Origin of the sequence: Emticicia sp. CRIBPO (assembly GCF_009905725.1) — a bacterium.
Taxonomy (GTDB): Bacteria; Bacteroidota; Bacteroidia; order Cytophagales; family Spirosomataceae; genus Leadbetterella.
In genome coordinates this window covers 97,476-112,498 of the sequence record NZ_JAAAKV010000016.1, presented here as the reverse complement: position 1 = coordinate 112,498, position 15,023 = coordinate 97,476, and the positions used below count along the sequence as shown (strand labels likewise).

Annotated in this window: 4 protein-coding genes; 1 reads left to right on the top strand and 3 read right to left on the bottom strand. The window is 47.2% G+C overall.

Annotated elements, in window-relative coordinates; genetic code table 11:
* The 3 genes from GVN16_RS24575 to GVN16_RS24565 all read right to left on the bottom strand — a co-directional run.
* Positions 1-6,962, bottom strand: a 6,962-nt coding sequence (locus GVN16_RS24575; RefSeq protein ID WP_166566621.1) for a SprB repeat-containing protein, incomplete at its 3' end; no start/stop codon positions are given.
* Between the two features lie 898 nt (positions 6,963-7,860).
* Positions 7,861-10,677 (bottom strand): ATP-binding protein, encoded by a 2,817-nt coding sequence (locus GVN16_RS24570; RefSeq protein ID WP_166566620.1) that lies wholly within the window; start codon positions 10,675-10,677, stop codon positions 7,861-7,863.
* Positions 10,678-10,811: 134 nt separating this feature from the next.
* Positions 10,812-11,900 carry an AraC family transcriptional regulator gene (locus GVN16_RS24565; protein ID WP_166566619.1) on the bottom strand — a complete coding sequence of 363 codons (1,089 nt, stop codon included), beginning with the start codon at positions 11,898-11,900 and terminating at the stop codon, positions 10,812-10,814.
* A gap of 95 nt (positions 11,901-11,995) precedes the next feature.
* Between GVN16_RS24565 and GVN16_RS24560 the strand changes: the two genes are divergently transcribed.
* Positions 11,996-15,019 carry a SusC/RagA family TonB-linked outer membrane protein gene (locus GVN16_RS24560; RefSeq protein ID WP_166566618.1) on the top strand — a complete coding sequence of 1,008 codons (3,024 nt, stop codon included), beginning with the start codon at positions 11,996-11,998 and terminating at the stop codon, positions 15,017-15,019.
* The last annotated feature ends 4 nt before the right edge of the window (positions 15,020-15,023 follow it).

The window sequence follows — 15,023 nt, the reverse complement described above, 5'->3', positions numbered from 1 at the left end:
GAGTATGACCCTGCCACAAGTCCAGTTAAAGTGAACGCCCCTGAAGCTACCGTAACAGAAGCCGTTTTAGCTGCCCCGTCATTGTAATTCAAAGTATAAGTTCCATCTGCCAAAGTGGTGGTGAAGGCAATGCTTCCGTTTGTTCCGCCACAAGTGGTTGGATTAACAGAAGAACCTAAAGTCAATGTCGCCGTAGTCGGATCAGTCAATGTTCTTGATCCTGAGGCTGAGCTTGTACAACTGCTCACGGTTATCGAGAATGAAGTATAAGTTCCAGCCGGAAGTCCTGACAACGTAAACGCACCTGAAGCTACAGTAACAGACGCTGTTTTCGCCGCTCCGTCATTATAATTAAGAGTGTAAGTGCCATCCGCTAAAGTAGTGGTGAAAGCAATGCTTCCGTTTGTGCCGCCGCAAGTGGTTGGGTTTACAGCTGAGCCTAAAGTTAACGTCGCCGTAGTCGGATCAGTTAACGTTCTTGATCCAGAGGCGTTGCTTATGCATCCGGTGACAGTTATTGAGAATGAATTATAAGCTCCTTCCGGAAGTCCTGATAGGGTAAATGCCCCTGAAGCTACTGTAACAGACGCTGTTTTAGCTGTTCCGTCATTATAATTCAAAGTATAAGTCCCATCCGCCAAAGTGGTGGTGAAGGCAATACTTCCGTTGCTGCCACTGCAGGTAGTCGGGTTAACTGAAGAGCCTAAAGTCAATGTGGCCGTAGTCGGATCAGTGAGCGTTCTTGATCCTGATGCCGAACTTGTGCAACTGCTCACGGTTATTGAGAATGATGAGTATGGTCCCGCCGGCAGTCCTGATAGGGTAAATGCACCGGAAGCTACTGTAATCGAAGCGGTTTTAGCTGCTCCATCTGAGTAATTCAACGTGTATGTGCCATCCGCTAAAGTAGTGGTGAAGGCAATGCTTCCGTTTGTTCCACCACAGGTGGTAGGGTTTACAGATGAGCTCAAAGTCAACGTTGCAGTACTTGGATCAGTGAGGTTTCTTGATCCTGACGCGGTACTTATACATCCGGTGACAGTTATTGAGAATGAAGAATATGATCCAGCCGGAAGTCCTGACAGTGTAAATGCCCCAGAAGCTACCGTAACAGACGCTGTTTTGGCTGCTCCGTCATTGTAATTCAAAGTATAAGTTCCGTCCGCCAAAGTGGTGGTGAAAGCGATGCTTCCGTTTGTGCCGCCGCAGGTGGTTGGGTTTACAGCTGAGCCTAAAGTTAACGTCGCCGTAGTCGGATCAGTGAGCGTCCTTGATCCTGACGCGGTGCTTATACATCCGGTGACAGTGATAGCGAATGAAGAATATGATCCCGCTGAAAGTCCTGATAAAGTGAACGCACCTGAAGCTATCGTAACTGAGGCGGTTTTCGCCGCTCCATCGGAGTAATTCAGAGTATAAGTTCCATCCGCTAAAGTAGTGGTGAAGGCAATGCTTCCGTTTGTGCCGCCGCATGTGGTTGGGTTAACAGAAGAGCCTAAAGTCAATGTCGCGGTGGTAGGATCAGTTAACGTCCTTGATCCTGAAGCCGAACTTGTACATCCTGTTACGGTTATCGAGAAACTTGAATATATTGCTGCCGGAAGTCCTGATAGCGTAAATGCCCCTGAAGCTACTGTAACAGAAGCGGTTTTAGCTGCCCCATCATTATAATTCAAAGTATAAGTTCCATCCGCTAATGTAGTGGTGAAGGCAATGCTTCCGTTGGTGCCACTGCAAGTAGTCGGGTTAACCGAAGAACCCAAAGTCAATGTGGCCGTAGCCGGATCAGTGAGAGTTTTTGATCCGGAAGCTGAACTTGTACAACTGCTTACAGTTATTGAGAATGAAGAATATGATCCCGCTGGAAGTCCTGACAGTGTAAATGCCCCTGAAGCTACTGTAACAGAAGCGGTTTTGGCTGCTCCGTCAGAGTAATTCAAAGTATAAGTGCCATCCGCTAAAGTGGTAGTGAAAGCAATGCTTCCGTTTGTGCCGCCGCAAGTAGTTGGGTTAACAGCTGAGCCTAAAGTCAATGTCGCTGTAGTCGGATCAGCCAATGTTCTTGATCCCGAAGCTGAGCTTGTACAACTGCTCACGGTTATTGAGAATGATGAGTATGATCCTGCGACAAGCCCTGATAAAGTAAATGCACCTGAAGCTACGGTAATTGAGGCTGTCTTGGTCGTCCCGTCATTATAATTCAAAGTATAAGTTCCGTCAGCCAAAGTGGTCGTGAAGGCAATGCTTCCGTTTGTTCCGCCACAGGTGGTTGGGTTAACAGCTGAGCCTAAAGTCAAGGTGGCCGCAGTCGGATCAGTCAATGATCTTGATCCTGACGCGGTACTTATACATCCGGTGACAGTTATGGAGAATGATGAGTATGATCCAGCCACAAGTCCTGATAGGGTAAATGCCCCTGAAGCTACTGTAACAGAAGCAGTTTTAGCTGCACCGTCATTATAGTTCAAAGTATAAGTTCCATCCGCTAAAGTAGTGGTGAAAGCAATGCTTCCGTTTGTGCCACCGCAGGTGGTTGGATTAACAGAAGAACCTAAAGTCAATGTCGCCGTAGTCGGATCAGCCAATGTTCTTGATCCTGAAGCTGAACTTGTACAGCCGCTTACAGTTATTGAGAATGAAGAATATGATCCTGCCGGAAGTCCTGATAGCGTAAATGCCCCTGAAGCTACTGTAACAGAAGCGGTTTTGGCTGCTCCGTCATTATAGTTTAATGTATAAGTGCCATCTGCTAATGTAGTGGTGAAGGCGATGCTTCCGTTTGTGCCGCCACAAGTGGTTGGATTAACAGCTGAGCCCAAGGTCAATGTTGCCGTAGCCGGATCAGTCAATGTTCTTGATCCCGAAGCTGAACTTATACAGGCACCTGAACCGATTGAAAAACCTGAGTAAGACCCTGCCGGAAGCCCCGCCAGCGTGAATGCTCCGGAGGCTACCGTGATGCTTGCCGTTTTGGCTGCTCCGTCGTCATAGTTTAATGTATAAGTACCATCAGGAAGTGTGGTTGTAAAATCGATACTTCCGTTTGTGCCGCCACAGGTGGTGGGGTTAACCGACGAACCGAGTGTCAATGTCTCCGCTGCCGCGTCGTACAATTCAATGGCCCCTCCGGGGATACTTGAGCAGCCGCCCACAGTGATTGAAAAGTCCGAGTAGTCGCCGGCAGTAAGTCCGGAAAGGACAAATTCACCTGATACTACCGTGACGCTGGCGGTCTGGGGTGACCCGTTTGAGTAATTTAAAGTATAAGTGCCGTCTGCAGCACTGGTGAAAAATGTTAAGCTGCCATCTGTTCCGCCACAGGTACTCGGATCTTCAAAATCAGTCCCCAGCAACACCACTCCACTCGGATCATACAAAGGCATGTATCCTGAGGCTGAAATGGTGCAACCACCAAAAGTGATGGAGAAAGAATCATAGTCGCCTGCAGGAAGACCTGTCAGATTAAAAGCTCCCGATGCTACTACCACGGTGGCAGATTGCGGGGTTCCGTTGGAATAATTCAGGGTGTAAGAGCCGTCGTCAAGGCCGGTGGTAAAAGATATAACACCGTCTGTGCCTCCGCAGGTGCTTGGATCGACATAAGTATCCAGATCCAGGGCCGGCCCGGCAGGGTTAGTCAGTGTTGATGTTCCGGAAATCGCAGTGGTACAGCCTCCGGTAGTGATTGAAAATGAAGTGTAAGTTCCCTCAGGAAGATCTATTAAGTTAAAACCTCCTGATTCCACTACAATAACGGCAGTCTGGGCAGTTCCGCTAGAATAATTCAGGGTGTAAGAGTCGTCAGCAAGACTGGTGGTAAAGGAGATAACCCCATCTGTGCCGCCACAGGTGCTTGGATCAGTAGAAGAACCCAACGCCAGTGTTGCAGAACCCGGATCAGTCAGGGCAACAAATCCTGATGCCGTCCCTGCACAGCCGGAAACCGTAACAGAGAATCCTGAGTAAACCCCTGCGGCAAGACCTGTCAGGGTGAATTCGCCTGAAGTGACAGAAATGGACGCTGTTTTGGCGGAGCCATTGGAGTAATTTAAAGTATAAGGGCCGTCAGCAAGACTGGTGGTGAAAGTGATGATGCCATTTGTGCCACCGCAGGTCGTCGGATTGACAGAGGCACCCAGGGTCAGCGTCGGAGCAAACGGATCAGTCAATGTAGATGAACCGGGGTCATAACTTGTGCATCCGCCGACGGTGATGGCGAAATCTGAATAATCGCCCGCCGAAAGTCCTGTTAAGGTAAAAGCCCCTGAAGCTACTGTAACGGAAGCGGTTTTAGGCGTTGATCCTTCATAATATTCCAGGGTATAAGATCCGTTACCTAAACTGGTGGTGAATGCAATGCTACCTTCCGAACCGTTGCAGGTAACCGGATTGGTGGAAGCTCCCATCGTGAGTGTAGGTCCCGTAGGTTCCGTTAAAGTAACGGTGGTGGAGAGCGTCGCAAAACATGTTTCTGTTACGAGGTAGAAATCAGAGTAGTCGCCTGACGAAAGACCACTCAATGTAAATGCCCCTGATACGACATTGACACAGGTGAGCTCCAAATCGAGATCTTTAGCATAAGCCAGCGGGTAGCAGCCGTCACTCACGTTGGTTGAAAACGAAATTTCTCCGTCTGTACCACCGCAGGAAGTAGGGTTCTGCTGACTTTCCACTGCCAGTGTGGTGACCGGGGGTGGAGCCGCCAGGGTGACCGTAGAGGCGTCTGTGGCGATATGGCCGTTATAGTTAATCGAAAAACCTGTATAGGTACCGCTGCCTGTTTCCAATGCAAATTCGCCGCACCCGACACTTACCAATGCAGATCCCGGAGAACCATTTTTGAGGTAGTCAAGGGTATAATCGCCATCCGGCAAATTGGTTTCAAAGGCGATAATTCCGTCATCATCAAGGCCGAAACAACTCGGGTCGAATTTTTCGATGAAAGAGATGGTCACAGCCGGGTCATATAAGTCTATCGGGCCCGCTAAGGAGGTGGTGCAAGTACCGAAATTAAGCACAAAATCAGTGTAGGTTGCAGCACCCAGATCGTATAAGGTAAAAGAATTACCTGAGACTGTTACAACGACCGAAGTCGCCGATGAGTTTTCTTTATAGTCTAAAAAGTAACTTCCGTCAGGTACATTGACAGTCTGAAAGTCAATAGAACCATCAGTAGCCCCGCAGCCGGACGGCGACGTGGTGCTGCTCATTGAAAGAGTGGGCGGCCCGGGTTCCGTGACGGTGTAACTCCTGGTGATCTGACAGTTGTTTTCATCCGTGATGGTAACTGAATAGGTACCTGCATACAAGTCGGTAGCTTCGTAGGAAGAACTGACATTCGGACTCCAGGTATAAGTATAGTCACCGGTACCGCCATAGGCACTTGTTTGTATAGACCCGTCATTGCCGCCATAGCAGGTGACATCGCGGGGGATGATGTAAGTATCAAGTGCCGGAGGGTCGGAAATAATGATTTCTATGTTGCTTGAACAGCCTGCATTGTCAGCGACGGTAACCGTATAAGTTCCGGCTGCCAGGCCGGTGGCTGTAGCGGCTGATCCGCCTGAGGGTGCCCAGGTGTAGGTATAGATTCCGGAACCTCCTGTTGCAGTCACTGATGCACTTCCGTCTGTTCCGCCGTTACATTTGGGACTCACGTTGGTTGTTTCTGTGATGTCGATGGCAGCTGAAGGTGCTGTAATGGTAAAGTTTTTCACCACTTCGCATCCAAAGCTATCGGTCATGGTACCGGTGTAAGTTCCTGCGGTCAATCCGGTAACAGTAGAGGTGGTAGCTGAAGTATGCTGCCAGCTGTAGAAGAAAGGAAAAACGCCTCCCGTTCCGGTGATAGTAGCCGTTCCGTTGGCAGCTCCGATACAGGTTTCGTTAGTAGAACTACTGCTGGCAGTGATGCCTGAAACCCTTAGCGTAGCTGGTTCCGATATCGTCTGAGTACCTCCTGCTCCTGTGACAACACATCTATATCTGTAGCCGTTAAAAACGGTGTTTGTCGGTGTTACGGTCAGTGTATTTGTACTTACATTGATATATAAAGGAGCAGCATTATTAAGGTTGTTAAACGCCCCCCCGGAACTTCCCTGCCACTGGTAACTTACCGCTCCGGTGGCTGCGACACTAAAAGTGGTGCTGCTTCCTGCACATACATTTGAGTCGTCGGGTTCGTCAGTGATCTCCGGCGGATCTGCAGTCACTAATTCGATGTTGTTGATGGAATGGTTGGTAGCAGATTGGTCTCCTTTGTATCCACCTGCAGAAATATAAATCCTTACTTCGTCAACATCATCGAAGCTGCTGTTTAAGTTCACTGTTATCGGAGCTGATGCCCCACTGGTCAGCCCTGTGAAGTTAAAAGTAGTGGAAGCCACCTCACTGCCGTCTTTATATCCTTTTACTGTATTGGTGATCGTACTGGTTTCACCCCAGTTGTGGTATTTAAACTGGTTAATCTCAAACTCACTGCCATCAGCTGATTTGACGGACATTCCTTTTGAGCCATCGTTGTTGTCGTAGGTCAGGGCAGAATAAGTGCCATCTGTCGAGGATAAAAAGGAATTGTTTTTCCATGACATGCTGCTGATGGCAGTGCCGCTGGTGCTGGAGATGTTTCTCACCTGGATCGTAATTCCGGGAATGTCTGTTGAGCCGCCCTCTCCATCTTCTGCAATGCCGTCTGTCCAGCTGCCATCACTGGTAAAGGTCAGGGTGTTAAGGGCCAGGGGAGCTGAAGGTTTTCTCACAGCCCGGGCATTGATTCTGAATTTTGGGTTCTTTTTCAATACAAGTGCGTCAACTGCCGGGGTAGGTGATTCAAAGTAGACAGCGGACTTGTTGCGACCGGGCTCGTCGCCCGTAATTTTTACAGCAGGAGACGCATTTCCAAAGTGAAAGAGCAGTAAAAAAAATAGTAAGAGTCTTAGGGTATGGGTAAAATGTTTTTTCATATATGAGTCAATTGCTTTCTGAATGGTTAAATCGGGAGAAGGATGGTAAACTCCAAAACGGAGGCAGTAGAGCAGCGGTTATACTTTATAAATAATTGTAAAATCCGTGAAGTCTTCTTTGGGTAAAGGCCGCATTTTTATGAGAAATTTCCCATGAAAAACAAAATGCTTTTTCTGTACCAGGAGGAAGGCAGGATTTAAAACATGAATGCGATTTTCAGGTCTTGTGGAAGAATTTAACGACGTTTGATAATAAGCGGAGCGTGTCGGGGTCAGATAAGGACGGATGTAGAGGCTTGTTGTACATAGCTGTTTTTTTAGTTGTTTCAAGGCTGTTTTTTTACGAATACCTGTGGTATTGTAAGGGACAAAAAAAGACATTCTGAATCTTCAAATACAGGGGAATGTATTTTTTTGGCAATTTAAAATGAGAATTATCATATTCCTATAAATATATATGAAATATTTAAAATGTATGTTGCTGAAAAAGAGCGACTTTCTTGTGAAAAGGCAAAAGAAAGTCGCTGGAAATAAGGGATAATCACCGGGTGTTTTTTCCTTATTTTGTTTATTCTGCTACCAGGAGTTCTTCATTATATTACAGGGTTGGTCTGTGACTTGGACTGTCCATATTAGTAAGAACAATGCAAATTTGGAAAAAGAAACGATAAAGGCTTTAATCCGAAAACGATGATCTTTGTCTCATTTCCGGAACAGGGTGGGGGAAAGAAATTTCCGGAAGAAGACATCAGAAATTTCTTAGCTCAAAAACGACATTCTTTGCCTCAAAAAAAGTTTTTTTGCTGTGAGCTGTTTAACAATTGGTTATTAGCTTGCATAGCTCCCACCGGGAGAAGCTTCAGGCGTGTCAGGTATTCAATCATTCAAAATTCATCATTCAGAATTCCGAAGGAGCTGTTCCGAACTCTTCCTGGAAAACTTTGGAGAAATAGGAGAGGCTTTCAAAACCTACACTGTGTGCTATTTCAGAGACGGTGCCGGCTTTTTGTCTGAGCATTTCAGCTGCTTTCTGCAGCCGGTATTTGCGGATGAATTCTATGGGTTTCAGCCCGGTGACGGCCTTGAGTTTTCTTCTGAGCTGTTCGGCAGTCATATTCAGTTCTTCGCTCAGACGGGTAAGGTCAAAATGATTGTCTCCCAGGTTATTTTCGATGATATTTTTAACCTTTTCGATAAAGATCCCATCCGCCGGCTTGAGTTTTACCTCAGTAGGTTTCAGGTCAACGACTTTGAGATCAAATTTTTCTCTCCACAATTCCCGTTGTCTGATCAGGTTATTGACCCGGGCTTTGATTTCATCGGTGTTGAATGGTTTGGTCAGGTATTCGTCGGCTCCCAGCTCAAAACCCTCTATGCGGCTTTCAACGGTCGCTTTGGCTGTCAGCATGATCACGGGGATGTGACTGGTTGCTTCATTGGTTTTCAATAATTTGCAAAATCCGAACCCGTCCAGAACCGGCATCATCAGGTCGCAAATCACCAAGTCCGGTACATGAACAATGGCCTTGTTGAGCCCCTCCTGGCCGTCGGCCGCCTCCAGGACCTGGAATTCGTTCTGAAACACACTCCTGATGTATTTACGGATGTCGCGGTTATCATCGACGATCAGTAAAAGTGGTCCTTCCGGAGAAATCACCTCTTCGGTTTCATCGTCTTGTTCCTCAATAAGAGGGCTGAATTTGGCATAAACTTCTTCCTGCGGACGGGGAATGTGATCCGTCCAGGTGATTTCATCCACCGGAAACTTCAGGCTAAACGTAGTGCCTTCGTTTTCTTTACTCTCCACCCTGATCTTGCCTTTAATCACCCCGGTAAGTTCCTTCACCAGGGCGAGTCCTATGCCCGAACCTTCATAATTACGAAGCAAGGAGCCGTCTATCTGGTAAAAACGGTCGAATATCTTATCCAGGTTTTCCGGAGAAATGCCTATGCCTGTATCACTCACTTTGATGATGCAGGATTTAAGGTCCGCGGTATAATCAAAACTGATACGGACCTTACCTCCTTTGGGCGTAAACTTAAAGGCATTGGAAAGGAGATTGTTCAGGATAATTTCCAGTTTTTCGGGATCAAAGCAGGTTTTGATCTCTTTGTCAGAACCTTTAACGTCGAAGCTTATCCCCCGGCTTTCAGCCAGGGACGCGAACGCTGCGGCGTGCAGACGAATGAACTGCGGAAGGTCTGCCTGTTTGATTTCCGCTTTCATTTGTCCGGCTTCCAGCCGGGTCATGTTCAGCAGTTGGTTGATCAGCGTCAGAAGCCTCTGACCGTTCCGCTGGATGACGGGCAACAGGCTCTCTGCCGGGTATTTTTTGATAAGTTCCTCTGCCGGTGCCAGCAGCAGGGTCAGCGGAGTCCTGAATTCATGCGATATGTTGGCAAAAAACTGGGTCTTGTGTTTGTCCAGTTCAAAGAGTTTTTCAGCCTCCAGTTTCTCAGTAAGGAGGGCTTTTTCGGTGGTAATCCGCTCTCTTTCAGCCTGCTGTATGATTTTGCCTAGTACCAGTGACAGGGCCAGGATTTCCAGGATATTCGTGATATAAATCATCGGGTAAATCCAGCCGTAATTGATATAGCCCAATGCCCTGAGGTTCAGGAAAATGAACGGAACAAGGGTCAGGAAGCAGGGAATCATCAGGTACACATTGACATCGTATCTCCTGACGAGGGCATATAAACTGACCGAAATCAGGAATGCTTCGGTAAAGAGGAACAGGTAATTGTTGCTCTGCAACACATACATGGCCGGTACCAGGAAATACATGATCACCTGCCCGGTACTGAAAGCAATGATGCCGATGAAAACGAATTTTAGTTTCGGAAAATAGACCGGGACATTCAGTAAAGAATAAATGAAGAGGGTATAAGTAGCCGGCATCAGCAAATAAAACAGGGAATTAAGAAAAGCCGCCAGGGCCGGAGAATCGTCTATCAGGTAGGCCGTGACTCCGAAAGACCCCAGCACAGAAAAGGTAACGACCAGGGTGTGCAGGCTGTACCACCTGAACGAGGTATTTCTGACGTAACGGGCCAGCACCAGGTTATAAAACATCCGGAGCAACTGAAACCCGATGACAAACCACACCAAAGCCAGGGCGTTGGGCAACTGGTGTATGTACTGGTCCTGGTTCATGAGCATCAACTGCCCGATCAGCGGTTCATTGGCTTTTAACCTGACGTAATAAGTCTGAACCGAATCTTTGGGAAGCACCCCCAGACTGAAAAGCGGGGAAAGTCCCGAGTAAGCTTTTTCATTGGCCCGGGCCTTCAGACCTCCTTTCAGTAACTTATATTTTCCGCCGGGTTGCGGAAGATAAAGGTCGACGTGGTCGTTGAGGCCCGAGTCCCAGGTGACATACCAGTGGTTTTGATTGACCGTACTTTTGTTACGGAGCTTAAACCGGAACCAATAGGCACTTTGGGTAAATCCAAACTGGTAAACAGGGCCGGGATTGGGAGTAAATCGCTTGTTTCTGACATCATCCAGTGTCAACTTGCCCGACGCATCTTCAAAATAAGCCGATTGCCCGGAAATGTTGGCAGGGGCGTTGTCCTGGTGAATAACGAGTGGTTTCTGTCTGTCCTGGTCCATATCCTGAGTGGCACCAAAAGAAGAAAAACCCGTGAACCACAGGAAAGCTAAGCGGATAAAGGTCAATAGTTTTAAGGTCTGTTTTTTTACGGAATGGGTCATAGCTACGGCTTATTAAGAATCAGTGGATTAACCTTTGTGATTCCTGATAACAAAGTTGCGGTTTTTATGGAGGATTTTCAAGTATGCAGTCAAAATTGTACTGTAACACATGTTGATCAGATCGACCGGAAACCTCAGAACGCAGTCTCCAGAAAGATCAGTTCAGGGACAAATTCCTGGGTCAGATACACTAAATTCAACAGGAAGCTGTTGATTTTGGTTGGTAAAAAACCGAAGTACTTTTTAAAAGCCGCCGTAAAATGGGTGGCGTGTTTGTATCCTACAGATTCCGATATTTCGGAAATAAGCGTCTTGCCGGAAACCAGCATTTTTTTCGACCGCTCCATTTTGTAATCGTGCAGATACCCGAAAACTGTATTGCCGAACACTTTTTTGAAGTTGTTTTTCAGGCTGTTTTCATTGGTGCCTACTTCATGGGCCAGCTCTTTCAGTGAGAATGTCCTCGTCAGATCAGATAAAAGCAACTCCCTGACCTGGTACATTTTCGTCATTTCTTCTCTTTTCAGACCCTGGGCATAAGAAGCGGTTTCAGGTTCTTCAGATTGTCCGAGTTGCAGGGCAAGCAGCTCCACAATTTTGGCCTCCATATAGATTTTTTTGAAATAGCCTTTCAGTTTACAGTTCAGTATTTCGTATAAAATGGCAGTAATTTTCGGTGTGATCGGAAGGGAGGGTTCAGTCAGGTAACTCACTTTTCCTTCGGCCAGGTTTTGTTTCAGGTTTTGGTAAAACGGATGCGTTTTAGGCAGGTATTGGAGAAAAACGGAGGGTGGAAGGCTGATAACAAACGTTTCCTGGTTGGTATTCGGGCCCCATTCCAGGTTCAGTCGGGCATCAGGCATGCCAATGATGTTATGCTGGAAGTTGTCGAGGGAAACAAAAGGTTCAGACTTCTTGTCCATTTTATACTCACTGCTCGACTTGATCGAAAAACACATCTGAACCACCGGTTCGTTATAATCAATGAGGACGGTCTTACTTTTGGCTACCACAATAAGACCATACCAGATGTGGATACCACCTACGACAAACTCCTGGATTTTACCTTTTAAAGCTCTTTCATTCCACTGGTCTTTTTTCTCCCAGATTGCGTCTTTGTGTGAATTTATGCTTTCCAGACTGTATTTCCACACATTTGAGGGCTGAAGTTTTCCTGGTTTATTTTCTCCTTTGAGGGTCATTCTTTCTCCTTTATCCGTCATTCCTGAAATTGTTTGTTTGATACCTTTGCACAAATTTAGTCTTATTTAGACTAAGTATAAACAAAAAATCAGTTTTTTACCATCTTCTAATTAAAATGAAAAAAAATCTATTCACGTTTATCATACTGCTTTTGATCAGTGTCAGGGTAATGGCCCAGGACATTCATGGCAGGGTGATTGAACAGCAAACCAAAGAGATACTTCCCGGAGCAAGTATCATGATCAAGGAAACCAGGCAGGGAACTTCTACCAATGAACAGGGGAAGTTCAGGATACAGGCCGCGGCCGGACAAACACTCATCATCTCTTTTATTGGCTATAAAACACAGGAAATAACAGTGCCGAACGGCAACCAGGAGGTACTGGTCGCTCTGTCTGAAGACTTCAACAGTCTGCAGGAAGTCGTGGTGACCGGGGCTCTGGGTATCAAAAGAGCCGCCAGGGAATTCGGTGGCGGGGCACAGGTGATCAACAATGAAAACCTGAACCAGGGCAAGACCATCAATCCGCTGACTGGGCTTACGAGTAAAGTGTCGGGATTGAGAATCAACATGTATGATAGTAAGGTAGATCCGCAGCTGCAGGTGGTGATGCGGGGCAGCCGCTCGCTGAACAGGAGCAAAAATGCTCCCATTTATGTAGTGGACGGTATTCCCGTGCCGGACATCAGCAGGCTGAATCCGAATGATATTGAGTCGGTTACCGTACTGAAAGGGGCCAATGCGGCTGCTTTGTATGGTTCTGAGGGGGTTAACGGAGCCCTGATGATCACCACCAAAGGCGGATCAAAAGACAGGGGAGCGATCAGGTTCAGCAATACGACCACTTTCTCGGATGTTTTCCTGTTGCCTCCGGCCCAGACGCAGTTCGGTCAGGGTGTTAACGGCGTTTATAACCCTACACAATATGAATCATGGGGGCCTGCCTTTGACGGCACAATGAAGGATTTCGGAGGTAAACTTCCGGATGGTACCATTCCTCAGGCCTTGTATTCAGCTCCCGGCAGAGACAACCGCCTGGATTTGTTCAATACAGGCGTGAATGTACAGAATGACCTTTCTTTTTCGGGAGGGGACGATAACACCACTTATTTCTTCTCGCTGCAGGATGTGTCTATCAAAGGCATTGTCCCGGGTGATGAAAGCCGCAGGACAGGCGGGCGTTTTAACGGTTCAAGGAAATTCGGTAAACTGAAAACTTCCTACAATGTCAATTATGTGTATTTCAATAAGAACACAACACCTGACGGACCGTGGATCACTGCGTATCAGTTGCCCGCTAATTTTGACTATAACGCCATGAAAAACTGGCAGGACCCGGCTTCTGTCGCCAACCCGAATAATTTCTTTACGGATTTACAGAAAAACCCTTATCACCAGATTGACAACATCCGTGACCGGACCACAGAGCAGGTGCTTAACGGGAAGTTCGACCTGGAATATGCCTTCACGCCATGGCTGAATGTATTGTACAGGGCCGGGATTTACAGCAGTGCTACTGAAACCCGCAGCACAACGGGGAAATTTGAAGCCGCCGGAAGACGGAATGTCAACGGAAGCGTAAGCGATGGAAACAACAACTTCAGAAGATTGAACAGCGACCTGATCCTGAACTTTAACAAGAAAATAGGCAATTTCAGTACCAGGTTATTATTAGGACAAAACCTGAGGGCAGATAACCGCAAAGCCACGGCCGTAAGTGCCGGAAACCTTACATTACCAGGTTTGTTTAACCCCGGAAGCCGCATCGGTGAGCTGGGAGGAAGTTCGACGCTGACCCAGTATAGGTCTGTGGCCGGTTACGGTGAATTTACCGGAGGGTATAAAAACTATGCATTTTTGACTGTCAGTGGCCGTAACGAGTGGGTTTCGGTGTTGAGTAAAGCCAACAGGTCGTATTTTTACCCGGGTGTGAGTGCTTCATTCGTATTCAACGAAGCCATCCCGGCCCTGAGAGACAATTCTGCCGTTTCTTTTGGTAAGTTGTTTGCTTCATGGAATAAAACGGGTAACGTAACCCTTGATCCTTATTCACTGAATAATCCTTATAGCCAGATAGACGGTTTTCCTTTCGGAAACATCGTCGGTTTTACACCGGGCAGCAGGTACCCGAATCCTGACATCCAGCCGGAGTTCGTGACTTCATTTGAAACAGGGGTGCAGATCGCCTTGTTTAACCACAGGCTGAATTTTGAAGGCTCTTATATCTTCTCTGATTCCAAAGGACAGATTTTTAACGCCACTACCTCAAGAGCCACAGGCTACAGCAGTGCGGTCGTAAACGCCGGCCGTCTGACCAACGACATCATCGAACTGGGCATCAGCGGCGACATCATCAGGCACAGGGACCTGAAATGGAATGCAGGTTTCAATTTTACGTACATCAACAACCAGGTGAAAGAATTGTATGAAGGACTGACTTCCTTCAATATCTTCCGTCAGTCTTATGCCAACATCGGTCAGGCTTATCCGAGTCTGCAGGTGAGTGATTACAAAAGAGACCCGCAGGGTCGTGTGATCATCAACCAGGCTACCGGAGAACCACTTATTGCGACTGATCCCGTTCACCTCGGAACCATGGTGCCTCCCTATCAGATGGGTCTTAATACTTCAGTGAAATTCAAAGGTTTTAACCTGGGAGCACAGTTCGACTGGCGTATGGGGGGCTGGTTGTATTCGGAGATCGTGCCGAGGATGTATACCGCCGGAACAGACCCTAGGACCGCCGAATTTGGTCGTCAGCCATTTATTTTCCCTAATTCCGTGATCCAGAAAGCGGACGGTACTTTTGAGGAAAACACCAGTGTACTCTCAAAAGGCGACAAGGCATTCTGGACCAAACAGGGAGAGGTACAGATCAATACCGCCGCCAAATCAGACTACTTCAAGCTGAGAGAACTGAACCTGTCGTATTCACTGCCGTCGGCGTGGTTATCAGGTCAGAAGGTGTTCAAGGAAGCCAGCATCGGGTTTATTGCTACCAACCTGTTCATCATCCGTCATAAAGACAATAAGTACGGAGATCCTGAATATCTGTACAATACCACTGATGGTTACATCAGTTTTCGCCAGGTGCCACCATTCCGCACCTATGGTTTCAATATTAATGTAGGTTTATAATTCA